22 protein-coding genes are annotated in these 23,662 nt (G+C 43.4%); 1 reads left to right on the top strand and 21 read right to left on the bottom strand.

Translation table 11 applies throughout. The annotated features are described in order from the left end of the window. Window positions 1-298: 298 nt before the first annotated feature. From H8S37_RS13390 to asnS, 16 genes are all read right to left on the bottom strand, one after another. Window positions 299-2,365, bottom strand: a complete 2,067-nt coding sequence (locus H8S37_RS13390; protein WP_186876570.1) for a glycoside hydrolase family 13 protein — start codon at window positions 2,363-2,365, stop codon at window positions 299-301. A 33-nt stretch (window positions 2,366-2,398) separates the two neighbouring features. Continuing rightward, a complete protein-coding gene (ftsH, locus tag H8S37_RS13385) occupies window positions 2,399-4,219 on the bottom strand; it encodes an ATP-dependent zinc metalloprotease FtsH (RefSeq protein WP_456299335.1) in 1,821 nt (606 codons plus the stop codon). Window positions 4,220-4,282: 63 nt separating this feature from the next. After that, the gene (gene hpt, locus H8S37_RS13380) at window positions 4,283-4,810 is read right to left on the bottom strand and encodes a hypoxanthine phosphoribosyltransferase (protein WP_186876568.1); all 528 of its coding nucleotides are present in this window, start codon (window positions 4,808-4,810) and stop codon (window positions 4,283-4,285) included. Continuing rightward, window positions 4,779-6,221, bottom strand: a complete 1,443-nt coding sequence (gene tilS, locus H8S37_RS13375) for a tRNA lysidine(34) synthetase TilS (RefSeq protein ID WP_186876567.1) — start codon at window positions 6,219-6,221, stop codon at window positions 4,779-4,781. Before tilS ends, hpt begins: the two co-directional genes overlap by 32 nt. 46 nt (window positions 6,222-6,267) lie before the next feature. After that, window positions 6,268-7,665, bottom strand: a complete 1,398-nt coding sequence (locus tag H8S37_RS13370; protein ID WP_186876566.1) for a SpoIIE family protein phosphatase — start codon at window positions 7,663-7,665, stop codon at window positions 6,268-6,270. A gap of 133 nt (window positions 7,666-7,798) precedes the next feature. Beyond that, a complete protein-coding gene (locus H8S37_RS13365; RefSeq protein WP_186876565.1) occupies window positions 7,799-8,134 on the bottom strand; it encodes an FtsB family cell division protein in 336 nt (111 codons plus the stop codon). A 49-nt stretch (window positions 8,135-8,183) separates the two neighbouring features. Beyond that, on the bottom strand, window positions 8,184-8,516 hold the full coding sequence (gene yabQ, locus H8S37_RS13360) for a spore cortex biosynthesis protein YabQ (RefSeq protein ID WP_186876564.1): 333 nt from the start codon (window positions 8,514-8,516) through the stop codon (window positions 8,184-8,186). A gap of 10 nt (window positions 8,517-8,526) precedes the next feature. Continuing rightward, window positions 8,527-8,811 carry a sporulation protein YabP gene (gene yabP, locus H8S37_RS13355; protein ID WP_186876563.1) on the bottom strand — a complete coding sequence of 95 codons (285 nt, stop codon included), beginning with the start codon at window positions 8,809-8,811 and terminating at the stop codon, window positions 8,527-8,529. Between the two features lie 63 nt (window positions 8,812-8,874). Then, entirely contained in the window at window positions 8,875-9,114 is a 240-nt protein-coding gene (locus tag H8S37_RS13350; RefSeq protein ID WP_186876562.1) for an RNA-binding S4 domain-containing protein, read from the bottom strand. Window positions 9,115-9,243: 129 nt separating this feature from the next. Beyond that, window positions 9,244-9,516: an HU family DNA-binding protein gene (locus H8S37_RS13345; RefSeq protein WP_186876561.1), complete on the bottom strand. Its 273-nt coding sequence runs from the start codon at window positions 9,514-9,516 to the stop codon at window positions 9,244-9,246. Between the two features lie 192 nt (window positions 9,517-9,708). Beyond that, on the bottom strand, window positions 9,709-11,439 hold the full coding sequence (locus tag H8S37_RS13340) for a phospho-sugar mutase (protein ID WP_186876560.1): 1,731 nt from the start codon (window positions 11,437-11,439) through the stop codon (window positions 9,709-9,711). 36 nt (window positions 11,440-11,475) lie between these two features. After that, a complete protein-coding gene (locus H8S37_RS13335) occupies window positions 11,476-12,498 on the bottom strand; it encodes a CotS family spore coat protein (RefSeq protein WP_186876781.1) in 1,023 nt (340 codons plus the stop codon). A 65-nt stretch (window positions 12,499-12,563) separates the two neighbouring features. After that, the gene (locus H8S37_RS13330) at window positions 12,564-13,898 is read right to left on the bottom strand and encodes a CCA tRNA nucleotidyltransferase (protein WP_186876559.1); all 1,335 of its coding nucleotides are present in this window, start codon (window positions 13,896-13,898) and stop codon (window positions 12,564-12,566) included. After that, the gene (locus H8S37_RS13325; RefSeq protein ID WP_186876558.1) at window positions 13,899-15,542 is read right to left on the bottom strand and encodes an ATP-binding protein; all 1,644 of its coding nucleotides are present in this window, start codon (window positions 15,540-15,542) and stop codon (window positions 13,899-13,901) included. It lies immediately after the preceding gene. Between the two features lie 16 nt (window positions 15,543-15,558). Beyond that, on the bottom strand, window positions 15,559-16,623 hold the full coding sequence (locus tag H8S37_RS13320; protein WP_186876557.1) for a metallophosphoesterase family protein: 1,065 nt from the start codon (window positions 16,621-16,623) through the stop codon (window positions 15,559-15,561). Between the two features lie 154 nt (window positions 16,624-16,777). Continuing rightward, window positions 16,778-18,169, bottom strand: coding sequence for an asparagine--tRNA ligase (gene asnS, locus H8S37_RS13315; RefSeq protein ID WP_186876556.1), 1,392 nt, complete (start codon window positions 18,167-18,169; stop codon window positions 16,778-16,780). Between the two features lie 221 nt (window positions 18,170-18,390). Between asnS and H8S37_RS13310 the strand changes: the two genes are divergently transcribed. Further along, window positions 18,391-19,140 carry a DUF554 domain-containing protein gene (locus H8S37_RS13310; RefSeq protein ID WP_186876555.1) on the top strand — a complete coding sequence of 250 codons (750 nt, stop codon included), beginning with the start codon at window positions 18,391-18,393 and terminating at the stop codon, window positions 19,138-19,140. Window positions 19,141-19,190: 50 nt separating this feature from the next. Here H8S37_RS13310 and H8S37_RS13305 read toward each other — a convergent pair whose 3' ends face one another. The 5 genes from H8S37_RS13305 to H8S37_RS13285 all read right to left on the bottom strand — a co-directional run bounded on the left by H8S37_RS13305 (window position 19,191) and on the right by H8S37_RS13285 (window position 23,645). Beyond that, window positions 19,191-19,850, bottom strand: a complete 660-nt coding sequence (locus tag H8S37_RS13305; RefSeq protein ID WP_186876554.1) for an aspartate/glutamate racemase family protein — start codon at window positions 19,848-19,850, stop codon at window positions 19,191-19,193. A gap of 76 nt (window positions 19,851-19,926) precedes the next feature. Then, the gene (locus H8S37_RS13300) at window positions 19,927-20,871 is read right to left on the bottom strand and encodes an aminopeptidase (RefSeq protein WP_186876553.1); all 945 of its coding nucleotides are present in this window, start codon (window positions 20,869-20,871) and stop codon (window positions 19,927-19,929) included. A gap of 8 nt (window positions 20,872-20,879) precedes the next feature. After that, entirely contained in the window at window positions 20,880-21,566 is a 687-nt protein-coding gene (locus H8S37_RS13295; RefSeq protein WP_186876552.1) for an AroM family protein, read from the bottom strand. A 13-nt stretch (window positions 21,567-21,579) separates the two neighbouring features. Continuing rightward, window positions 21,580-22,518, bottom strand: a complete 939-nt coding sequence (locus tag H8S37_RS13290; RefSeq protein WP_186876551.1) for a DUF1177 domain-containing protein — start codon at window positions 22,516-22,518, stop codon at window positions 21,580-21,582. Between the two features lie 47 nt (window positions 22,519-22,565). Continuing rightward, window positions 22,566-23,645: a DUF917 domain-containing protein gene (locus tag H8S37_RS13285; RefSeq protein WP_186876550.1), complete on the bottom strand. Its 1,080-nt coding sequence runs from the start codon at window positions 23,643-23,645 to the stop codon at window positions 22,566-22,568. Window positions 23,646-23,662 lie beyond the last annotated feature (17 nt).

Genomic DNA, 23,662 nt, shown 5'->3' with positions numbered 1-23,662 from the left:
TTACAACACTATGTAGACAGAACAAAGTGGGCAAGCCCGCTTCAACTCCCCTGCCCCTCACTCTGAGGGGCTTGTCCACTTTGCGCGCCGCCGCAATACCGCAAAGCGGTAAAATTTCCTTATTGCGGCGTGTGCATCCCGCCCGGAGGGCTTTTAGTATAATAGGAAATTTATCAAAATTTCCTAATTATACTAAAAAGCCCCTTTCAGACATTACTTACGCATCGCGTATATCGTTTCCATGTCCAAAAAAGGCTTTCTTTCATTATACCCCGCGCTTTTTATCTCTGCTGTATCCTTACAACAGCGTGTCAGATGTTTTCTCCGTCTTTAAGGGTTTCAGCACTATCGCAGAATGTCGTCCCATATTCAGTACTATTTCTCCGTCCTCCACAATATATTCATCCCTTTCGGTTGTATATCCATCCTCATAGGAATACATCAGACGCATCATTCTTCCTTTTTCCGGCACTTCTGCCTGCCATACCGGCACCGTTACTTCTTTTAGCTCCTTACTGTTATTCAGCACTACAATAATTTGGTCTTCCTCCTGAAAACGCCCGTAAGCAAGAATATTGCTCTCCCAATACAGCATTTTCAAAGAGCCCTTGCGCAGCGGCTTTTCTTCTTTGTGTATCCGGATCATTTCTTTATGAAAGGCAATCAGTTCCTTATTTTCTCTTCCCCACGGATAGGTACGCCGGTTATCCGGGTCTGTAAAGCCGCATAAACCGGCTTCGTCACCATAGTAAACAGCAGGTGCTCCCGGCCATGTCATCTGTACTGTAACCGCCTCACGCATCACTGCATAATTTACTCCTTCTTCTGCCGCTTTCGTTCCTAAATGCTCTACTCTGCCGACAATATGATTTGTCCGCGTTAAAAAACGGGAGTGATCGTGGTTGGAAAGCTGGTTCATTGCCACCTGGAGAGACGGTGTCATCATACATGCCATAAAATGTTTCATTGTATTGACAAAATTATCCGCATTTCCCCACAAATCCATTCTTCTCTCATCACTATGCTTCTCCATGCCTGTCAGAAACCACGTAAGCGGTTCCATAAAAGCATCATAATTCATCACGCTGTCCCACTCGTCTCCCTGCAGCCACTCCGCAGGATCTCCATAGTGCTCTGCCAGAATCAAGACATCCGGATTTACACTTTTTATTTCCTTTCGAAACCGTTTCCAAAACATATGATTATACTCATTGCTGTATCCTAAATCAGCCGCCACGTCCAGACGCCAGCCGTCTATATTGTACGGCGGTGAAATCCATTTTTTTCCTATATCGATAATATATTGCTCCAGCTCCGGCGAATCTTCATAATTCAGTTTAGGCAATGTATCATGTCCCCACCAGCCGTCATAATTTTTATTATACGGCCATGCGCTGTCTCTCTCGTCAAAAAAACGGAAAAATCTACGGTATGGACTGTTTGCATCTACATATGCGCCCTTGGGGTATCCCGGCTGTTGTTCATAGATTCTCTCTCTGTCCATCCATTTATTGAACGACCCGCAGTGATTAAATACTCCATCCAAAATCACGCGCATCCCCCGCTGATGCATCTCTTTCACAAGCGTGGCAAACAATGCATTGCTCGCCTCCAGATTCTCTCTTTTCCCTGTCCGAACCTGGTACTTTGTCGCCTGTGTGTTATCCCGGCTGCCCCACGGAAGCACTTCTCCTCCGTCCTCTACGATTTTCCCGTAGTGCGGGTCAATATAATCATAATCTTGTATATCATATTTGTGATTGGAAGGGGAGACAAACAGCGGATTGAAATAAATCACTTCCACTCCCAATTCCTGAAGATAATCCAGCTTCTCCCGCACTCCTGCCAGATCGCCTCCGTAAAAGCGCCGGATATCTACCGCCTCAGGAGGCTGGTTCCAGTCCGTAACCTTTCTGCATGGTTCTCCAATATAAATATATTCTCGCTCCTCTACATCATTTGACGTATCACCATTGTAAAACCGGTCTACAAAAATCTGGTACATCACTGCCCCTTTTGCCCATTCCGGCGTCGAAAAGCCTGGAACAATGACAAAATCATAAAAGCGCTTTATGTCCTTTGACACACCGCAGCGGTTATAATAACAGACTTCGCTGTCTTTTAAAATCTCAAAAGAATAGCGGAAAGGTTCTTCTGACAGCTGACATTCAATTGCATAATAGTCAAAGCTGCCTTTTGTGCACACTTTCCGCATAGCATATTTCCCGGTTTCCAACAGGATACGCACTTCATCCACATCATTTTGGGCTGTCCTGAAACGCAGTGTAATCTTCTCATTCCAGTCTGGCTGCGCAGGAGAGACATAATCTGATGTGCCGTCACTAAACAGTGCGTCTTTATTCATAAAAAACCTCCTTACCCGTCACAGGAACCTCCTCTATGAGTCCTGGCCGGAAAGCTGTGGTTCGTTTCCTGTCTCTTTTTCTTCAAAGAGTGCTTCAAATTCGCTCCTTGTTATCTTTTCCTTTTCGAGCAGAAGCTGGGCACATGCTTCCAATACAGAATGATATTCTTGTAAAAGTGCTTTTGCTTTTATATAACATTCGTCAATAATTCGTTTTACTTCTTCGTCAATCGTACCTGCAATCTTCTCGCCATAGCCTCGCGACGTATGGCCAAAATCTCTTCCGATAAATACTTCGTCGCTGTCATTGTCATAGTTAATCAGCCCAAGCCTCTCTGACATTCCGAACTTTGTAATCATAGATTTCGCAATGGCTGTCGCCTGCTTAATATCCTGGGAAGCCCCTGTTGTAATATCATCAAAAATCTCTTCCTCTGCTACACGTCCGCCCAAAGATACTGTAATTTCCTGAAGCATATGTCCTTTTGTATTGAACATATCATCTCTTTCCGGAAGCGGCATTGTATAGCCTCCCGCGCCTCCTGTGGGCACAATCGATACACTGTATACCGGCCCTACATCTGGCAGCACATGAAATAAAATCGCATGCCCTGCCTCGTGGTATGCTGTAATCCGGCGTTCTTTTTCAGAGACAATCCGGCTTTTCTTCTCAGGGCCGATTCCAACCTTCACAAAGGCATGGCGAATATCTGACTGCTGCAAATATACCCTGTTTTCTTTCGCTGCCAGAATCGCCGCCTCATTCAAAAGATTTTCCAGGTCAGCACCTGTAAAACCTGCTGTCGTCTGCGCAATTTGTTTTAGATCTACATCATCTCCCAGCGGTTTATTTTTCGCGTGAACTTTCAGTATTTCTTCTCTGCCTCCCACGTCCGGACGCCCTACGATAACATTTCTGTCGAACCGTCCCGGTCTTAAAATCGCCGGATCTAATATATCTTTGCGGTTGGTTGCCGCCATGACAATAATTCCTTCATTCACCCCGAAGCCATCCATCTCTACGAGAAGCTGGTTCAATGTCTGTTCTCTCTCGTCATGTCCGCCGCCCAGACCGCTTCCGCGTCGTCTCGCAACAGCGTCAATCTCGTCAATGAAGATAATACAAGGGGCATTTTTCTTCGCGTCCTGGAACAAATCACGAACGCGGGACGCTCCTACGCCTACGAACATCTCTACGAAATCCGAACCTGAAATACTAAAAAACGGCACCCCAGCTTCACCTGCAACGGCTTTTGCAAGCAGTGTTTTTCCTGTTCCCGGAGGTCCCTCTAAAAGAACGCCCTTGGGGATTCTCGCTCCTACCTGAATATATTTCTTCGGAGCCTTTAAGAAATCTACAATCTCCTCCAGCTCTTCTTTTTCCTCTTTTAAGCCTGCTACATTTGCGAACGTTACTTTGATTTCATTCTGGCTGCTCATCTTTGCACGGCTCTTCCCGAAATTCATCGCTTTGGCATTCGCCCCTCCACTCTGCCTGTTCATCAAAAAGAATATAAGAGCTATTCCCGCAAATGTAATCAAAAGTGGAAGCATCACTGTCGTCATAACAGAATCCTGCTGCACATTTGACATTTTATAATCTATACCATATTTTTCCAGAAGTTTCTCCGCTTCCTTTACATCCGAAACATAAACGGTTCGGGCGCTTTCCTCCCCCTCTAATGTTACGGTCACAGAACCCGTAGGCACAGCTTTATTCTGGCTGATTACGGCATCTGTCACATTTTCATCTTTTAATTCCTGTTCAAACTGGGTGTACGTCATCTCCTGCTGGTGCATCTGCATACGGTTCATCAACCAGAACGCAAGCACCACAATGAGAACAAACGTCATAACGGTAACTCCGCTTACACCTCTGTATTTCTTATTGTTCAACCTGTTATGTCTCCTTCCTGTTTATTCTACGCCCTCTACCACTCCTATATATGGCAGATTTCTATATTTCTGGGCATAATCCAGTCCATACCCGACCACGAATTCGTCTGGAATTGCGAATCCGACATAGTCTACTTTTACATCCTTTACTCTGCGGTCTGGTTTATCCAGCAATGTACACAGACGCACGCTGTTCGGTTTTCTGTGTTTCAGAACATCAATCAGATAATACAAGGTACGTCCTGAGTCAATGATGTCCTCCACAATGAGCACATCCTTTCCCTCTATCGCCTCATCTAAGTCTTTTGCAATACGTACAACACCGCTGGAGGCTGTTCCGTCCCCATAGCTTCCGACACTCATAAAATCCATCGAAACAGGCACTGTAATTCTCTTTGCCAGCTCGCACATAAAGAAAGCACCGCCTTTTAAAATGCAGATTAAATGTACTTGTTTTCCTGCATAGTCTTCACTTATCTGCTTTCCTAATGCCTGTACTCTTTCTTCTATTTCTTCCTCAGATATTAACACCCGGATCGTCTCTGACATCTGTTTTCTCCTCCGTTATTCTAATTTCCAATATTCGCTTTGTCTCTTCTTTTACCTGGTAAGCATGACTCTGCCGCATCCCCGGTATCCATATAATCTGCTGTCCGTCTGCTATCAGAAGGAGACTCCCCCGCTTTTCTTCAGGAACCTTCTCATTTATCAAATAGTTTTTCAGCTTCTGTGTGCTGCCCTTTTTATCAATTACAATCCTGTCTCCCTGCTGCCGCGTTCTGATAAGCAGGCTATTTTTTATTATATCATAATCAAACCATTTCGTGTAGGTTTTTTGTGGTATCAACGAGAAAGAAAAATCCGCCTTTTTCTTAAAAACCTTACAAGACACTTTTAAATTCCGTTCCGGTATCACGATCTCCCCCGATATCAGAAGCTCTCTGGGGCTTAATTTTTCTTCTAAATTTAGCTGTTTTTTCCCTTTTTTACTCTCCACCAGCACACCGGCGTATACTCTCTTTGCCGTTATATGATAGGGCAGATTTATCCGCCTTCCCACCTGTCCCTCTAATAAATCCAGTACCGCACTAATATGAGCCGATGTCACATCTTTACTCGCTTTGGCTATATTTTCCAAAGTACTTTTAATGAGAAATTTCTTTAACACATCTGGCAGAGCGTCAAATTTTTCTTTGTAAATAAGAAGCCCTTCCTGTTTTTGTTCCTGTACACAGTCCGCATATGCCTTCTTCGTCTGTGCCGCGATATATTCCCATACTTCCTGTACCTGCACAGATGCCTCATACAGATGCTTCACCGTCTGGGGATTTACTTGTGTTTCCAGTTCTGGAATAATCCGGTGACGCACACGATTTCGCGTATACAGATCCTCTTCATTCGTCTCATCCTGGCAAAATGGAATTTTATATCTTTCCATCCACTCTTCAATCTGACTGCGCTTCACACACAAAAGAGGCCGGATCCAGATTCCGTTTACCGGAGTGATCCCACACATACCTCTCAGTCCACTGCCTCTTGCCAGATTCATAAGCAGTGTCTCCGCATTATCATTCTGATGATGTGCTGTCGCAATTTTTGTCCCATTTACTTCTTTAAGCACTTTTTCAAAAGCTTCCCTGCGCACCATGCGCCCTGCTTCCTCAAGAGATTGTTTCCTTTTTATGGCAATTAATTCTACGTTTTTATGAAAAACTCGAAACGTAAGTCCTTTTTCCTCACAGATTTTGCGTACAAACTGTTCGTCCCTGTCAGCGCTCACTTCGCGTATACCATGATTTATATGACACACGACAATATGGAAATCCAATGCCTTTTTCAACTCTAAAAGCGCAAAAAGCAGGCATATCGAATCGGCTCCGCCCGATACGCCTGTCACTACTATATCATTCTCCTGTATCATATGATATTTTTTTATAAAAGCTTCAATTTTCTTCATCATATGTAAACTATACTCAATCTATGACAAAATTGCAAGAATCTCTGCCCTAACATTCCCATAACCCGACTGCCAGCACCGTCATATCATCTGCCGGCTCCTTTCCGGTCCAGTTTAAAACCTGCTCTAGCACATGATGCGCCATTTCTTTTGGATTCGCAATCGCGCTCCCCTGTATGATCGTTTCCAGAAGAATATCCTGCTCTCCAACTGGAAGAGCATCTAAAACGCCATCCGTCACCATAATCACAAAATCTCCTGATTTGAGTTTTCTCTTTACTGAATCAATCTCAATAGAATGTAGGACACCTATCGGCAGACTTGTAGAGCTTAAGTGCTCCACAACGTCTCCTTTTTTTATAAAGGTAGAGGAAGCCCCTGCTTTAATCAGTTCACATTCTCCTGTATATAAATCAAACACGCTCATGTCAATCGTAGAATAGTGTATCTCTTCTCTTCCCATAACTAACGTCGTATTAATCATCTGGATTGCTGTTTTTTCCGGAAATCCGGCTTCTAAAAGCTCTTCCAGCAGTTCTACCACCAAAGTGCTCTCTCTGCATGCCTTTTCACCTGAACCCATTCCATCAGAAAGTGCCACTGCCTGTCTGCCTCCAGGCAGTTCTATCATCATAAAATTATCCCCTGACACTTGACAGCAGCCTTTTCCAATCCGCGCAACACCATGCATTGTATAATATGCAGGGCCTTCTATACAGATAACAGTTGTATATTCCTTTCCCAGTATCTGTCCACTGTTTTCTTCCAGAATAAATCTCCTTCCCAGAACTTCTGAAACTCCCTTTACTAATTCTCTCTGTGTAACGCAGCGGTTCTGTACAGCTCTTGCAGTAACGTGAATTTCGTATTTTCCTTCCCTGTTCATAAAAAAATTCGTGTACAATACCCGAATACCTTTCTTCTTTAAACTGACACTGATTTTTTTCTCCAATCGTTCATCTGTAAACATACTATCTTCTAATTCTTTTGCCGTACTGCGTATCATATCGGCAAAGGTATCCATCTGGATCGCGCACCCTTCTCTGCTCCTTGCCATCCGATTTATCCAGATCATATTCTGTCTGGCATCGTGAAATGCCTCCAGCATTTCACGTAAGAATCTGGGCGCCATAATACATTTCTGCTGCAGTTTTCTCTTTGTTTCCATGTTCATCTCGTTTCCATAACGGTCTACGGCTGATAAAATTTCATATCCCATCTGATAGGTATGTACAAAATTTTCTCCCCAACACCAACTGCATTTTTCGCAATTTCCGCATACTTTCTCTCTCACCCTTTGAAACATGTCCTCAATCTCTTCGTTGGAAAATGCCTGCTTTTTCTCTTCTAGCTCCAAAAATGTACGTGAAAGCTGTTTCAGTGAATCTGCAAATTTTTCTATCTGGGCAACATAAGGGCTGTTATGTAATACTTGTCCTTCATTCATCGTATTTATACTCCTTCCTCAAACAAAATGGAGAAACCCATTTTCTTTCTCTTTGTCCCTCTGCCTTGAAGGTACAGACAGTACGCAAAAACTCCAGGAGAATTTCTCCTGGAGTTTTCTTTCGTACTTGTGCTTATTCTGCCGGTTTAAAAATTACTTCATCAGGGTCAACAAGCCCTAATTTTTCTTCCGCAGTCTCTTTTATATATTCATCTGTCTTAACATATTCCTCATAATCTTCAATTTCTTCAGAACGATTCTTTTCTTCCTGAATCTGTGCTTCCAACTCAGCTTCTTGTTCTTTGTATTCCTTATTTTTTGCCTGAAGCATCACCGAATTTACCGTCAACACTCCGGTTAAAAGCAACAAAATAAAACTGATTCCTATTATACTTCTCTTATGATGTCTAAGCCGCGGCGTCTTTTTAGACCGCTGCCTGTCCATTCCACTCTGTTTCTTTCTCGTCATTTATACTCACCCTATTTGTATATTTTTTTCCCTTACTATAAAAAATATTCTATCTGTTTTTTTTATACTTTTCAAGATTTTTCTTATGTTTTGTCCATATTTTTTTTAGAAGTATACGAAAAAGATACGGCAATATACTTCCGCATACCACGCCTAATATAAAAAACCACCGTATACTGCCATATGTCGTCCTGTACATCTGATGAAACAGATAAATACTGACAAGAAGCCAGAAAAAGAAATCTTCCAAACTGACTGCCCAGTTCTTATGCCGAATCAATTTCCGAAACAGTACAAGGGCATAATACACTGCCATCACTGTAATACCTGACAGGCCGGCGTAAAGAAAAATCAGCGCCTCTGTCCCTATTCCCAGCATCATATGCACGTACCTACTTAAACAGCTTTGTAAAGAAGTTTTCGTTCTGCCGGTTCACCTGATTTACATTCGAATACGCAATGCTGTCTATGTTTCCGGATAAATCGACCTCACCCTTTTCCACGCTTAAACGATTCACATGCAAATCTGTCCCCTTTACCATCAGCATTCCCATCTCTGTCTCCAGTAATATCTCGTTTAAATCAAATGAAAGAACATCCAGCACTCCCGTTACCATGCTGGTTTTTCGATTATTTATAATTAGTTTATGTGTTTTTATTATCCGCTGTTCTTCCATACATCTGCCCCCTTCCTGTGCTTTTCTATATATATGAAGGGTTGTATAAAATTATGTCTGGAATTACAGATACCGGAATAGTTCTTTTGCTTCTTCTTTCTTTGTTGTATCCTGCAGTGCAAGTACTTCTGCCTTCACAGTTTTTGTTCCAAACTGGATTTCTATAATATCGCCTGGCTTTACCTTTACAGATGCCTTTGCCGTTTTCCCATTTACCAGCACCCTGCCTGCATCACATGCCTCATTTGCAACTGTTCTTCTTTTAATCAGACGAGACACTTTTAAAAATTTATCAAGACGCATCTTTTTTCCTCCATTCATAAAGTGGTGAATTCTAAGCAGTACCTTAGGATGTACAATAAAGAGCACTTATAATGCAGGTACATCATAAGTGCTCTTTTCACCTTTTAGGGTATACTGTAATACATTCTATTAGTTCAAAGCGTCTTTTAAAGCTTTTCCTGCTTTGAATTTTGGAGCTTTACATGCAGCAATCTTCATTGTTTTTCCTGTCTGAGGATTTCTTCCCTCTCTTGCTGCTCTTTCGCTTACTTCAAATGTCCCGAAACCTACTAACTGTACTTTATCGCCTTTTTTCAGCTGTTCTGTTACTACATCGATAAAAGCCTTTAACGCTTTTTCAGAGTCCTTTTTAGAAATTTCTGCTGTCTCAGCAATTGCTGCTACTAATTCTGTTTTGTTCATGGATAATGTCCTCCTCCTAATTGTACTAGAATACGAATATTCTACCGTTTTTATAAAGGTTTCATGTATGATCGTCCACACGAAGCACCCTTATGTATGTTATAACGGTTTCCCTCTCCTTTGTCAAGAAGTTTTACTGTTTTTCCGCCTTTTTAAGCTGTTTTTCACAATTATATCCATTTTATGGAAATTTTACATAATTGCGTCTATCATAGCCAGAATTTCATTTCCCATCTTCTCAGATTTCTCATCTGCATCCGTCAGAGAAATTCCTTTGATTCCATAGTAAAATTTTACTTTCGGCTCTGTACCCGAAGGCCTCACGCATACCCATGCCCCGTCTGCCAGATCGTAGTAAAGAACATTGGAATTTGGAAGCCCTGTCTTAGTCACTTCCCCTGTCTGCATATCTTTGATTGTATCTGCTTTATAGTCGCGCGCTTTCAGAACCTTCAGACCGGCAATCTCTGCCGGTGGATTCTTACGCAGTTTCTCAAGGATATCCTGTATTTTTGCGAGTCCCTCAATTCCTTTCAAAGTAATGGACTTGATATCATCTTTGTAGTAGCCGTAACGCTCATATAAAGAAATCATCGCATCCCAAAGTGTCATATCTTTTGTCTTGTAATAAGCTGCTGCCTCGCACAGTGCCATCGTAGCTACAATCGCATCTTTGTCCCGCGCATGCGTTCCGATCAGACAGCCATAGCTCTCCTCAAAGCCAAATACATATTCGCCTTTTCCGCTTGTCTCAAATCCAAGAATCTGCTGTCCAATATATTTAAAGCCTGTCAGACATTCAATCAGCCCCACATGATAGTAATCCGCAATGGCATCTGCCATATTGGTTGTCACAATTGTTTTTATCAAAAAACCATCTTCCGGCAGCCCTTTCAACGCTTGTCTCTGCCCGATTTCATAATCGGCAAGCAGGCAGCCCGACATATTCCCTGTCAATGTATGGTATTCTCCATTTTTGTCCTTTACCCGCACTCCCAGACGATCCGCGTCCGGATCTGTGGCAAGCACGATATCTGCATCTATCTCCTTCGCCAGCTTTAGTCCCAGGTCAAATGCTTCTTCTGCTTCCGGATTTGGATAGGATACAGTTGGAAACTCTCCGTCCGGCAGCTCCTGCTCTTTTACTACATAGACATTTTCAAATCCCAGCTCTTTTAAAATCCGGCGTGCCGGAATATTTCCTGTTCCATGAAGCGGCGTATAGACAATTTTTATATCTTTGCCAACCTCGTCAATTGCGTCCTGATGAAGCACCTGCTTTTTCAACTCCTCAATATAAGCGTCGTCTATTTCTGCCCCAATTGTCTCATAGAGCCCTGTGGCTTTCGCATCCTGAAGAGACATCGTTTTCACTTCCGTATAATTTTCCACTGCCTTTACTTCATCCATGATTCCTTTGTCATGGGGCGGCGTAATCTGAGCGCCGTCCTCCCAGTATACTTTGTATCCATTATATTCCGGAGGATTGTGGCTTGCAGTAATATTGATTCCGGCTATACAGCCCAGCTTTCTTACCGCGTAAGACAATTCTGGTGTAGGGCGCAGAGATTCGAACACATACGCCTTGATATTGTTCGCTGCAAGGCAAAGCGCTGCTTCCTGTGCAAATTCCGGTGACATACGGCGCGAATCAAAAGCAATAGCCACTCCTTTTTTTTCTCCTTTATTTTTCAAAATGTAATTTGACAGCCCCTGTGTTGCCTTTCTCACTGTATAAATATTCATACGGTTCGTTCCCGCGCCAATTACTCCGCGCAGACCAGCAGTTCCAAACTCCAGCTCCGTATAAAATCGTTCTTTAATCTCCTTATCGTCTGCTTTGATCGCTTCTAATTCTGCTTTCACCGCATCGTCGAAATAAGAATCTGAAAGCCATTGTTCATACCTTTCCTTGTAATCCATACTGGTACCTCCTGACATATAATAAATCTGACCTTATTATACAACAGGTACCTGTAAATTTAAAGTAAATATCTTCTCTAAAAAGTCCAGTTTTTCTTCTGCCTGCAAAACAGATAGTCGAAGTTTTTCCACACTTTTCTCTGGTATCCATGCCTTATTGGAATGATAATAGCTGCTCGCCGTCTTCCAGAACTTCTCCGGATAAGCAAGATTTAACGCAATATATTCTTTTTCACTTACAGTAAGAGGGCGTACGGCCTGATATGCTTCTAACATTTTCCTTCCAAGACAAACGTCCCACTGATGCTTTTCCATTACTTTTCTTAAAAAATAATATAAATCCTGCGCCTGAATATCCATTCGGAAATGTTCAAAATTTGTCACTGCCGGCATACCTGCCGCCATCATCAGAACATTATGATAATTATAGTCTCCGTGGACTAACAATCTTTTCTCAATAGACTCCCAAAACAGTTTCCGACATTCTTCACCCTCTAATCTTGCTGTCACTTTTTCTGCCAGAGCATACATTTTTTCAAAATTTTCAAGGAATAAATATTCAAAATCACTTTTGGAAACCCGGTTTCTTATAAAAGCACGCACTTTTCTCAATTCTCTGTTGTGCCGTTTTACTTCTTCCTCTGGAAGCCGCCCAACAAACGAAAAACTTTCTTCTATATCATCAAAATTTCTTTGCCAACTTAAATTCCGGTGGATACGCGCAAGCTGACGGACAGCCTCTATAATATCAGCTTCCCGCTTCACTTCACATTCTCTGCCTGCATACCATTTTTTCAGCATATATTTTGTGCCGTCCCTCCCCGCACATAAAAATTCTCCATTCTTTGTAAATACGGGTGTATCAACCTGGAAGCCCGCTTCCGTTTCTAGACGACTTAATAACTTATACAGAAGGGGAGCACGGCGCGCAGAAATCTTCGTCTCCTTCAGTAACATCGTCCCCTCATTCGTATCGCAAAAAAACGCACCCCTGATTCTGCGGGTGCTTTTCACTTCCATGTCATATTGTTCTAATACTTCTAATTCGTACTCCTTCATGGCTGCCCCCTGCATTATGCGATTCATAGTTCTTTCTAATGTATGAAAGGGACAGCCTAAGTATGCTATAAACCAAGCTTTTCTTTTACATATTCACACAAAATTTCTTTTTTATTACATTCCGGCTCATCAATCACCCACTCTAAAAGTTCCGACAACATACTGCCAAGCTCCCTGCCCGGCTGCATGCCAAGCGCCATCAAATCTCGGCCTCCTACTGCCAGATCCCTTAATGTAACACAGTCTCCATTTAACAGCGTCTCCTGGTATACCTCTCTCATGGCGACAATATTTTCTATTTTCTCTCTTCTTCTGTAGGGGCTCTGTGCCTTTACATCTGCCATGCGTACTGCCAGATAATAAGGGAAGAGCTCTACCCCGATTCGGTTCATGGCACGACGTACATTTTTGGGAGTTGCCTCAATCCGATAATCGTGGTAGCAGACAAGACGGGTCACTTTTTTCACTGTATCATTGTCGAATTTCAAACGACGCAGTATTTTTCTTGCTATCTCCTCACTCACGAGGGCGTGTCCCTTAAAATGATCCACTCCTTTTTCGTCGGTTGTCTTCATAGACGGCTTTCCCATATCATGAAACAGCATCGTCAGCCTTAATATTTTATCTTTTTTTACATTTTTCAACGCATGCAGTGTATGCTCCGCAACATCATATTTATGGTGCGGCGTTTTCTGCTCTACCCCAACCATCGCATCCCATTCCGGCAGGATAACCTTTGTAATTCCCAGATTATACGCATCTTGGATTTTTTCGGGATGATTCGAAGTCAGAAGCTTGACTAACTCCACTTGAATCCTTTCTGCGCTGATATTTTTAAGAGACGGCGCCAATTTTTTTACCGCCTCCGCCGTCTGTTCTTCTATAGGGAAATTCAATTGTGCAGAAAAACGGACTGCTCTTAAAATCCGAAGCGCATCCTCCGAAAAACGTTCTTCCGCATTCCCCACACAACGTATCAAGTGATGGTTTAAGTCTTTCATTCCCCCAAATACATCAACTAACCGCACTTCGTCATTATATGCCATAGCGTTGATCGTAAAATCACGCCTTCTTAAATCTTCCTCTAATTGATTGGTAAAAATAACTTCCTTCGGATGACGGCTGTCCTCATATACCCCGTCAATCCGGTATGTTGTGACTTCAAAGCTATCTTTGCCTATCAAGACGGTGACTGTACCATGTTCGATCCCCGTATCTACTGTCCTGCGAAACAGCTTTTTGATTTCTTCTGGCTTTGCGGACGTTGTAATGTCCCAGTCTTCAGGTCTTCTTGCCAGGATGGAATCTCTTACGCAGCCGCCGACCGCATATGCCTCATATCCATGAAGCTGAAGATTCTGAATAATCATTTGTACCTTTTTTGGCAGTTCTATCTTCATTTAAATTCTTCCTTCCATTATTTCCGCTTCTCTCCTTTGGCAAGTAAATATTATAGCCTGCTTTTTCGTATCACTCAACCATTTTAAGGCAGATTTTAATCTTTTTTCATCATAGAATACAAACATGTCATCCAAAATAACCGGCAGCTCCTCTTCTCCTAAAAGCTCTGCCGACGCCATACGAATAGCAAAATAGATCTGCTCTATTGTCCCTCTGCTTAAGCAGTGCAGGGAAATTCTACGCTGTCCGTCCCATACAGAAATATCCATATTGTCCGACATTTGTAAACGGCAATACCGTCCTCCTGTGACCGCACCCAATATCTCAGACGCCTTGTCATTTATACGTTCATCTGTTCTGCGTCCCAGTCTTTTTGCAGCTGCTTCCATCGTTTCCGCCGCCATTTTCAAAGCTTTTAAATCTTCCTCTATCAGCAGTCTTTCCTCTGAAATCTCTGATTCCCTTTCTTCCTCATGCAGATTTTCCAGGCGGACTTCCTTTTCTTTCCACTCAGACTGCAGCTTTTCTCTCTGCCACACCTGCTTCTTCTTGTTTTCTTCTGCCTGCCGTATTTCCTGTGCCAGCCTCCGACATTCGGCCTCATTATCTGTACTTTCATACTTCATATTCCGCACAGTCTGCTTCTTCCAGGTTCTAAAAGCTCTTCTCTCTGCCGTCCTCTTTACTATCCCGACACACAAAAGTATAAGCCCTGCTGCCAATATCAGGTATCCAATCAGCTGCAAAGGCACACTTCCCGAGAACCAGTCCTGACGGGCAAGAATCTTGCCCCAGAATATACCGGCAATTCCGATCAGAACTCCGACAATGCCTGCTGATAAAAATGTTCTGGATTTTTTCTCATACAAACCAGGCGTTTCTTCTGTGTCCTTAGGTTTTTCCTGTCTTTTTTCTTCTTTTTCATACTGCGCCCGCAAACGCGCTTCTTCTCTGACAGATTCACTGTACTGCTGCTGGTTCTCTTCAAACTCCTGCCGCAATCTTTCCATATCCTGCGTAATATAGCTGCATTCCTGCCGAATTTTTCCTCTTTTATTTTCTTGCTTTTCATCCAGGAGGCGAAGTTGTCTCTCTGTGTCTTTTTGTTTCTCTTTCAGATATTTCATTGCCCCTTGCAAGTCCACTTCCCCGCCGCCTGTTTCGTAATAATTGGCCGCATAATTCTTCAGGCTGTCCGAGAGCTCTTGTCCTGGTTTTGCTGACATCTGTCTGACTAAAACCGTATTGTCAAACATAAGAGGGGTTATTCCTCCTAACAGCATCTCCAGATCTCCCTGTTTGACGGATAATTCTTCTCCGTCGTCCTCGCAGACCAGTGAAGCATGTTTTGTATATCTGTCAAAGCTCCTCTCCAAAAGAAACGTTCTCCCTCCGCATGAAAACCGCATGCTTCCCGCATAATAATTCGGGTTGTCCCATGGTTCATACCTGCTGAAGTCATCTTTTGCAGCCGCTTTTCCCCTGCCTCTTTCCATTCCAAACAGCATTGCACGTATAAAGGCGACAAGTGTGCTTTTTCCAAACTCATTTTCACCGTAAATAATATGGACTCCTGTATCAAACTGAAAATGTTGCTCTGAAAATTTTCCAAAATTCTTTATATATACTTCTTTGATAATCATTCCTGTTTCCCTTTTCTCAATGCATATTCGTAAGAATGGCTTCTACTCCTGCACAAAGCGCTTTATATTCTGTACTGTTTTCAGGACACCCTTGGAACATGCGGATATATTCACCAAGCAAATTCTGTCCGTTTTCTTCTGCAAGATGTGCAAAATCATAGAGTGGACGTGTTTTATCCAAAATCTCTATCATATTCCCATAGGAGTCCATGTGCGAGGTATCAAACGTTATATCTGCATCGCGGTATCCCGTCAGAACAATTTTATAAAGATTCTCCACTCCCTTCTCTTCCACCATCTTTTTTAAAACCGCCTTGAGACTTCCTGATGTCTGCATTTCATCTACTGTTACAGTGAGAGGAACATATTCCCTCTTTGCACATGCAACTTTGCGGGTTCTCACTCCCTGCACATTTATTTCCCCTTCAATATAACCATGTATTCCCGTATCATTTTTATCCACAGGCTCCAACGCCCCTGCATAGAGAATCTGCTGTTTTTTCACTGTTTCTGGTATTTCTTCCGTTTTATGGATATGCCCCAACGCTATATAGTCAAAGCCGGTACTCTCCAATTTCTCTCTGTGGATGGGAATGTGCTTTTCGTCTCCCCCATGCGCCAAAAGTATTTCAAAAGGCTGCATATGGCAGGCATATACTTCGTCATACCTTGCCTTACTTATTTCCTTTGTATAATAGCTAAAGCCATAGACAGCCGTCTGAAGCTCCGGAAATTCAATATATTCCATCTCCTCTCCGAACAACGGATATACATTTTGATTCCACTGAAAGGTACGGTAATAGGAATCTCTTCGGATATAATCGTGATTTCCTGCAATTAGCACGACTTTTGTATGTGTCAGCCTGGAAAACATATAGTTTACTTCCTTTAGCTCCCGAAGCAGAGGCTGACGGTGAAATAAATCTCCTGCAATCAGCAATAAATCTGTTTTTTCTCTCTCGCATACATCTATCACTTGTTCCAATGTATCCCACAATTCTTTCGGACGTATTTCGCTGTACGCCTTTCCCGAATCCGGAGCTGCCCCCAGATGAACATCCGCTATATGAATAAATTTCATGTCTGCTCCTCTTTCTTTTCGTTTCTCTTGTCCTGAACCGTTTCGGAAGCACTGTCAGTCTCCCACTGTTTTTGTCAACGTAACACAAAAGCGCGGCATTCCGCCGCGCCTCCCATATCTTCCACCGCCATGTATCCTTTAAAATATACAGGCTTTACAGCTCGCAGTTGTTGACCGTTCTCGGGAACGAAAGAACGTCACGTATATTCGTCATACCTGTAAGATACATCACACACCGTTCAAACCCAAGTCCATATCCGGCATGTCTGGTAGAGCCATATTTTCTGAGGTCTAAATAAAATTTATAGTCTTCTTCCTTTAAGTGCAGTTCTTTCATTCGGCCTCTTAATTTCTCATAGTCGTCCTCTCTCTGACTGCCGCCGATAATTTCTCCAATTCCCGGAACAAGGCAGTCCACTGCTGCAACCGTCTTTCCATCATCATTTAGTTTCATATAAAACGCCTTAATTTCTTTTGGATAATCCGTCACAAATACCGGGCGTTTATATACCTGTTCTGTCAGGTAGCGCTCATGCTCTGTCTGCAAATCACATCCCCAGGATACCTTATATTCAAATTTATCATTGTTCTTTTCCAGAATCTTAACAGCCTCTGTATACGTCACTCTGGCAAAATCAGAATTTACTACATTGTGCAGACGCTCCAGAAGTCCTTTATCTACGAAAGAATTAAAGAAATTCATCTCTTCAGGCGCCTGCTCCAATACATAGGAGATTACGTATTTCAGCATTGCCTCCGCCAGATCCATGTTATCCTTTAAATCTGCAAATGCAATTTCCGGTTCGATCATCCAAAATTCTGCCGCATGTCTTGTCGTATTCGAATTCTCCGCGCGGAAAGTCGGCCCAAATGTATAAATACTGCGGAACGCCTGCGCATATGTCTCTCCATTCAACTGTCCGCTTACAGTAAGGCTCGTCTCTTTTCCAAAGAAGTCTTTCGTATAGTCAACCGTACCGTCCTCATTCTTCGGTACATTTTCCATATCCAGTGTTGTCACGCGGAACATCTCGCCCGCCCCCTCACAGTCGCTCCCTGTAATCAGCGGGGTATGCACATAGACAAAACCTCTGTCCTGGAAGAACTTATGGATGGCATATGCTGCCAGTGATCTTACACGGAATACCGCCTGGAATGTATTCGTCCGCGGGCGAAGATGAGAAATTGTTCTAAGATATTCAAAACTATGACGTTTCTTTTGCAGCGGATAATCCGGCGCAGAAGCTCCCTCTACTGTCACTTCGTCTGCCTGGATTTCAAAAGGCTGCTTTGCCTGCGGCGTCGCAACAAGCGTGCCTGTCACAATGATTGCGGCGCCTACATTCTGTTTTGAAATCTCGCTGAAATTCTCCATCTTATCATGGTATACAATCTGAAGAGGCTCAAAATAAGAACCGTCATTTACTACAATAAAACCAAAGGTTTTCGAGTCGCGGATACTGCGTATCCACCCTCCGACAGTCACCTTCCGGTCCAGATACTCGTCTCTGTTTTTAAATAACTCCCGAATCGTTACCAGTTCCATAACAAATACTCCTTCTACTTTTTAAGCTGCCCAACGGCTGTTTTGGGTAACGGTATTATTATAACACTGAAACTATATGAAATACAACAATAAACGAATTTGAGTTTACTTTTATCAACAGATTCGTTAAAATATTCTTTGTCAAAAAATGTAAAAGTCCGCGTATTTTTCCGCCGTCTGAAGCCACCGGAAAACTGCGTGTCATATAAAGGAGGACTGTCATGTTTGGACTTGGAACTATTATCAATACACTCTCTGTTATTATCGGAAGCATTTTCGGTCTTTTCTTCAAAAAAGGACTGCGGGAAAGTGTACAGGATATTCTTATGAAAGCAAGCGGTATCGCTATTCTTTTTATTGGTATTTCCGGTGTACTTTCCTATATGTTGATCATTGAAAACGGAACTATCGGCACACGCGGGACCATGCTTCTTATTTTTTCTATGACATTTGGCTCTCTCACCGGAGAACTGCTTAATATTGAAGAAAAAATAGAACGATTCGGTCTGTGGCTCCGAGATTTTTTTCGTGCCCGCGGCGACTCCTCCTTTATAGATGGTTTCGTAAATACCTCTCTTATAATCTGCATCGGCGCTATGGCGATTGTAGGAGCCATTGAGGACGGTGTTCACCACGATATTTCAACGCTCACGGCAAAGGCAATCCTAGATTTTGTCATTGTTTTGGTAAATGCATCCATCTATGGAAAAGGCGTCCTCTGTTCTGCTATTCCCATATTTTTCTATCAGGGAAGTATTACGGTACTTGCAGCCGCAGCAGGATCTTTCGTAAGCGACACGCTCATTACACAGCTTTCCTTTGTAGGAGCTGCGCTCATCTTCTGTATCGGTATTAACACAGCTTTTGGTAAAATTTTTAAAGTAGGGAATATGCTGCCCGCCCTTTTCTTCCCGATTTTTACCTTTCTCCTGGGACATTTTTTCCCTGCCGCAGCTAATTTCTTCTCTTAAATCCCAAAAAGAAAGAATACCCTCCCGAATACGTCAGATTGCTTCTGCTTCTACCGCCGGATACTCTCATAATAAGCAAAAAGTCCCTCTGCCAATACGGGGTCTATAACAGGAAGTCCTGTAGCTTCTTCCAGTTCTTTTGCCACGCCTATAGTCGCCATTCCTGTACATGCAAGGGCAATTACTTCCGCGCCCTTTTCCTTCAGCTTTTTTCCGGAAGCAATCACTTGTTTTCTTCCCTCTGGTATCATCAAATCCAATGTACTGTCTACCCCTTCCGGCTTTTCCAGAATCATTTTTCCCTCCAGAAGTCTTTTGTAAGCATCTGGCGCATAATCTGTAATCCCTAAAACACCAATCTTTGACCCATACCGCAGAGCCAGGGCTACGGTTGTCTCTCCACCGCCAGTTACCGGAATACCAGGCAGCGCCTCTCGTATCTGCCGCACACCCGGGTCATCCGCACAGCTTACAATAATCATATCCACATCTCGAAAAGCTTTTGCCGTATCTACGATCTTAGGAATTGCCATCTCACAAAGCTTCGGACTGTGTATTCCTTCCGGCTGATCCGGAATACACCTTGTCTCCACATCAAGAGTGGGGAATTTCTCCATAATCTGTCTTTGATGGGAATACAACACTTCTGTATCCTCACAGGTCAGAACACGAATAAGACCAACTTTAAATTTTTTTCCTTGTTTACTCATTTCTTTTCCTCCTCTATAGGACAAAGTTTCCTATACAATGAAAAACCCCGCAGTTTTTTACTGCGGAGCCTGTTTTCTATACCTGAAAAACGCCTTCCTTGATGACAAGTATATCATCAAGATAAAGTGTAGGCTTCAGGATAATACCGTCCATGTGGCACTCTGCTTTGTTCACTCCGCCAAAAGATATATTGGTTCCAAATGCAATATGTACCGTTCCATATACTTTTTCATCCTCCAGGATAATCCCGTTTAACACTGCGGCTTCATTCGTCCCGATTCCCAGCTCGCACAGAGTCCCGTTCACTTCATTTTTCAGCAAAATATCCAGCTTCTCACTTTCTTCACCCGTTACCTGACGAAGCTTCCCTCCGCTGATCTTCATATGCAGGGGGCTTTCCAGCTTTCCGATGCCTACCATAGAACCATCTATTATCATTTCACCGTCAGAGCCATCCTCTAATGGAGCTATATATGCCTCACCAGAAGGCAGGTTCCCACATTTTCCAGATTCTTTATATACGCCTGGGCTTGGAACCCCCTTTCTGCCTTTTAGGTTGATATGTAAGACTGCTGTATCTTTTTCAATTCTTGCACTGTCTGCCTTTGTCAGCATGTCTGTAATCTTTGCCGTCAGCTTTTCTACTGCTCCATAATCTGCTGTCATAGCGCCTTTACTGAACATCTCCCTGGTGATCCCCGGCATTGTCGCAACCCTGGTTCCTGCCTCTGCCGCCTGGATTCTTGCTCTGGTATGGGTGAGGGATTTTGCAGTCGGTGCAATCACAACATCTGCCGCTTTCATAGCCTCCGCCACTGCCTTTGGCGGCTCCTGCCCACTGACTTCTCTTTCTTTCATAACAAACAGCATACCTTCACAGCCCAGATGGCAGGATGCCTCATAGATTGCCTCTCCGATTTCTTTTCTTGTGTCATCTGTGATTACAAGAACAGCTTCATTTTTCTTTACTCCCAGGCAAGAAACAAGGACTTGTTCTGCAATCTTTACTAAATTTTCCATTGTCCTTTTTACCCTCTCTTCTTTAAATCTGTCAGTTCTGCTACAACTCTCGCAAGGAGCGTCCTTGGAAGAACAACCATTTTTCCGGTTTTTTCTTCAAACATACGCTTCATTTCCTGGGTGTATCCAATGCAGTCCAAAACGATCAGATCCGCCTCTGTATCTTTCGCCTGTTCTGCTGCCTTTTCCAGGTCTTCCCACGCGCCATAGGGAGAAGCCGCAATAGAAGTCACCTTGTCCACATACTGTCTCCATTTATCTTCTGTCTGTGCAAGCTGTAAAGGAGACGGGGTCATGCAGATAATATGGGATTTCTTGGTCATTAGGGGAACAAGGCGTTCTAAAATATCACAGGGATAAATAAGTGGAATTCTCTTGGAAGTCAATGTATCTGGAAATTTCCCTGTGCAGAAGAACATAATCAGCTTGCAGCCCTTCTCTTCCATCTCATCAACCGCCTCTTTGAGACGCGGCAGAATATAGCGTTCTGCAAAGGTTACAGAAGTACCGTCCGTCAGACGGGAAACCAGTACATAATCCCCCTCTTCCGGCTGAAATGCCGCGATCTCTTCCCGCGTCAGTCCATCCAGGCCGCCTGCCTGCACAAGCTCAGCCTGTCCTTCAAAAATATCCATAATATCTGCCGTTACATCTGTTCTTGGCGCCTGCCCAATTGTAATTGCACCAATCTTCATCTGTATTCACCTCTTATTCTTTCCCCAGTGTCTGTAAATGGTTCATAGTTCCATACAGTTTAATAATACGTGCATATTCTTCTTCATCATAGAATTTACACTTTCCACTTCCGAACGCCTTGGCTACTTCCAGCATAAACCTTGCTGCCTCTTCTACATCTGCTGCATGGGTTGCCCCTGTTGCACATCCAGGCACCATAACCTCTGTTGTAATGGCAACTCCTACGACCGGAGCTTTCGTTGCCGTACATGGCTGAAGCACGCTGTTGATGTGATGTATATCATTTCCGTAAGGAGTAATGTCCTGCGTTGCCAGTGGAAATACATAGGGAAGCTTCCCTGTAGTAATCTGCATCAAATCTAACAGGTCTTCTGATGTTCTCAAAATATACCCTTCCTTTACTGTCGGAGAAATCGCAAAGCCTCTTGTATTGATCACACGATTTCCCTTGGTTGTGTCCACAGAAAGAATTGCATCCAGATCGTCTGACACTTCTTCTCTATTCACCTGTGCCATCTCTACCGGAGAGCCCATAAACGGAACCGGATCATGCGGCTGTGTCGGTGCGTCCGGACAGATGTGTGTAGAAATCAGTACGTCTCCCTCCAGAATATCTCCTTTATTCTGCATATCCAGAAGTTTCGCAGCAAGGGCAACGGCAGCCAGCGCTCCGTCACCGTCTGATACAAATCCGATTCTTTCCGGACGTGCTCCGATTCCTCCCAATCTTCCAAGAAGTCCTATCGTCGGCGCATTCCCCCCGTTTGTCTTTCCTTTAGAACCAGGGATACGCACCTTGAGCATGTCTGTAGAGCCTTTTGGCCCCTGCAGTTCATATACCTCAATATCTGCATCCGGTTTTATACCTCTTAAATATTCTTCCACTTTTTTTCCGGTCACATTTCCATCATCTAAAATGTCATATGCTTCCATGATTTGTCTCATCAACATTGTCTTGTTCTCCTTTTCGCTTTTCTTTTATTATGTTGATCTGCCTTTTACAGATACCTTACCATTTCTTTTCCTACTACCTCTTCCGTCTGCTTCAAAAGTTCCGGGTCGAACATAGTAGCGGACAGCTTTAAATTTTTCTTATCTGTCCCGATCACATATACGTCTAGTCCTTCCTCCATCATGGCTGTCGTCACAGGTTCACCAGTCTTTGCGTTGATCGTCATAATAAGATCCGGGAAAGTGGCAAGTCGTTTTCCGTCTCTTTCTGCTGTAGCATATTCGTTCCAGAAGGTCAGTTGACAGCCGTCTACTTCTGCATATCCTACGTCAAATCCCCCTGTTGTCTCGATGGAAAACTTTGATACTTCTCCTCTTGCAAGAACAGAACCATTTAAAAATTCACATACGCTCTTAACTGCTTCCTCTACAGAAATCTTTAGGCCGCTGCGAAAAGCTTTTCCTGTCTCAATGGCAAAGCTTACGCCGCCAATGGCACAGTTTTCCTTTGCATACGCAGCCGTCACCGGATTTCTTGCCACCGCAACCAATCCGCCTGCCTCAATGGAAGCCATCCGCACAAGCTTTGATGTATGCTCAATATTTCCCTCAAAGAAACACTCTACATGGCTTCCGGTCTCCGGATTGCCTCCCACACATGCCTGTACTGTCTTATATTCTTTCTGCTTATGCAGGTTCATACTTCCCATAACACCGGTAGGATGGGCGCGTCCATTACACGGGGCGTCTACGAGAGGAAGACCGGAAATAGCTGCTTGAATCCAGCCGTTTACCGACGCCTCTCCTCCTTGTTCATTCGTAATGATGCCGCCCAGCTTCAAATCCGTATTCTTTTGGATCATTTCGATAGTATACGCAAGATCCTTTGCTGTCATAAACTGGTCTTTCGCATTCGGCGCCCCCACCAGGGACGCTGTCAGGAGTACCGCGTCTTCATCGATCGCGTCAATCGGAACGAGACGAAGATCCGTATATTCTACTGCAATCTTCGCATATTTTCTTCCCTTGACCGGATCTCCTCCTCCCCCTCCGCCGAGGATGGTTCCGCCTGTGAGAATATCATCTAGTACTTCCGCTGTAAGTTTTAGTCCTTCTTTCCTCTCCATTTGAAAATCCCCTTCTT

The organism is Mediterraneibacter hominis, from assembly GCF_014287475.1.
Taxonomy (GTDB): Bacteria; Bacillota; Clostridia; order Lachnospirales; family Lachnospiraceae; genus Mediterraneibacter; species Mediterraneibacter hominis.
This window is presented reverse-complemented; position numbering and strand designations above follow the sequence as displayed.

Excerpts from the sequence above, each read along its gene's own strand:
- H8S37_RS13320 (WP_186876557.1), bottom strand. The coding sequence starts at position 16,623 with ATGAAATTTATTCATATAGCGGATGTTCATCTGGGGGCAGCTCCGGAT.
- H8S37_RS13390 (WP_186876570.1), bottom strand. The coding sequence starts at position 2,365 with ATGAATAAAGACGCACTGTTTAGTGACGGCACATCAGATTATGTCTCT.
- hpt (WP_186876568.1), bottom strand. The coding sequence starts at position 4,810 with ATGTCAGAGACGATCCGGGTGTTAATATCTGAGGAAGAAATAGAAGAA.
- H8S37_RS13365 (WP_186876565.1), bottom strand. The coding sequence starts at position 8,134 with ATGACGAGAAAGAAACAGAGTGGAATGGACAGGCAGCGGTCTAAAAAG.
- H8S37_RS13295 (WP_186876552.1), bottom strand. The coding sequence starts at position 21,566 with ATGAAGATTGGTGCAATTACAATTGGGCAGGCGCCAAGAACAGATGTA.
- H8S37_RS13285 (WP_186876550.1), bottom strand. The coding sequence starts at position 23,645 with ATGGAGAGGAAAGAAGGACTAAAACTTACAGCGGAAGTACTAGATGAT.
- H8S37_RS13335 (WP_186876781.1), bottom strand. The coding sequence starts at position 12,498 with ATGAAGGAGTACGAATTAGAAGTATTAGAACAATATGACATGGAAGTG.
- H8S37_RS13325 (WP_186876558.1), bottom strand. The coding sequence starts at position 15,542 with ATGATTATCAAAGAAGTATATATAAAGAATTTTGGAAAATTTTCAGAG.
- H8S37_RS13340 (WP_186876560.1), bottom strand. The coding sequence starts at position 11,439 with ATGGATTACAAGGAAAGGTATGAACAATGGCTTTCAGATTCTTATTTC.
- H8S37_RS13370 (WP_186876566.1), bottom strand. The coding sequence starts at position 7,665 with ATGAATGAAGGACAAGTATTACATAACAGCCCTTATGTTGCCCAGATA.
- H8S37_RS13290 (WP_186876551.1), bottom strand. The coding sequence starts at position 22,518 with ATGTTGATGAGACAAATCATGGAAGCATATGACATTTTAGATGATGGA.
- H8S37_RS13305 (WP_186876554.1), bottom strand. The coding sequence starts at position 19,850 with ATGAGTAAACAAGGAAAAAAATTTAAAGTTGGTCTTATTCGTGTTCTG.
- asnS (WP_186876556.1), bottom strand. The coding sequence starts at position 18,169 with ATGGAACTGGTAACGATTCGGGAGTTATTTAAAAACAGAGACGAGTAT.
- H8S37_RS13330 (WP_186876559.1), bottom strand. The coding sequence starts at position 13,898 with ATGAAGATAGAACTGCCAAAAAAGGTACAAATGATTATTCAGAATCTT.
- H8S37_RS13300 (WP_186876553.1), bottom strand. The coding sequence starts at position 20,871 with ATGGAAAATTTAGTAAAGATTGCAGAACAAGTCCTTGTTTCTTGCCTG.
- H8S37_RS13350 (WP_186876562.1), bottom strand. The coding sequence starts at position 9,114 with ATGCGTCTTGATAAATTTTTAAAAGTGTCTCGTCTGATTAAAAGAAGA.
- yabQ (WP_186876564.1), bottom strand. The coding sequence starts at position 8,516 with ATGATGCTGGGAATAGGGACAGAGGCGCTGATTTTTCTTTACGCCGGC.
- H8S37_RS13310 (WP_186876555.1), top strand. The coding sequence starts at position 18,391 with ATGTTTGGACTTGGAACTATTATCAATACACTCTCTGTTATTATCGGA.
- ftsH (WP_456299335.1), bottom strand. The coding sequence starts at position 4,219 with ATGACGTTTGTTCTCATTGTGGTGCTTGCGTTCTGGTTGATGAACCGT.
- tilS (WP_186876567.1), bottom strand. The coding sequence starts at position 6,221 with ATGATGAAGAAAATTGAAGCTTTTATAAAAAAATATCATATGATACAG.
- H8S37_RS13345 (WP_186876561.1), bottom strand. The coding sequence starts at position 9,516 with ATGAACAAAACAGAATTAGTAGCAGCAATTGCTGAGACAGCAGAAATT.
- yabP (WP_186876563.1), bottom strand. The coding sequence starts at position 8,811 with ATGGAAGAACAGCGGATAATAAAAACACATAAACTAATTATAAATAAT.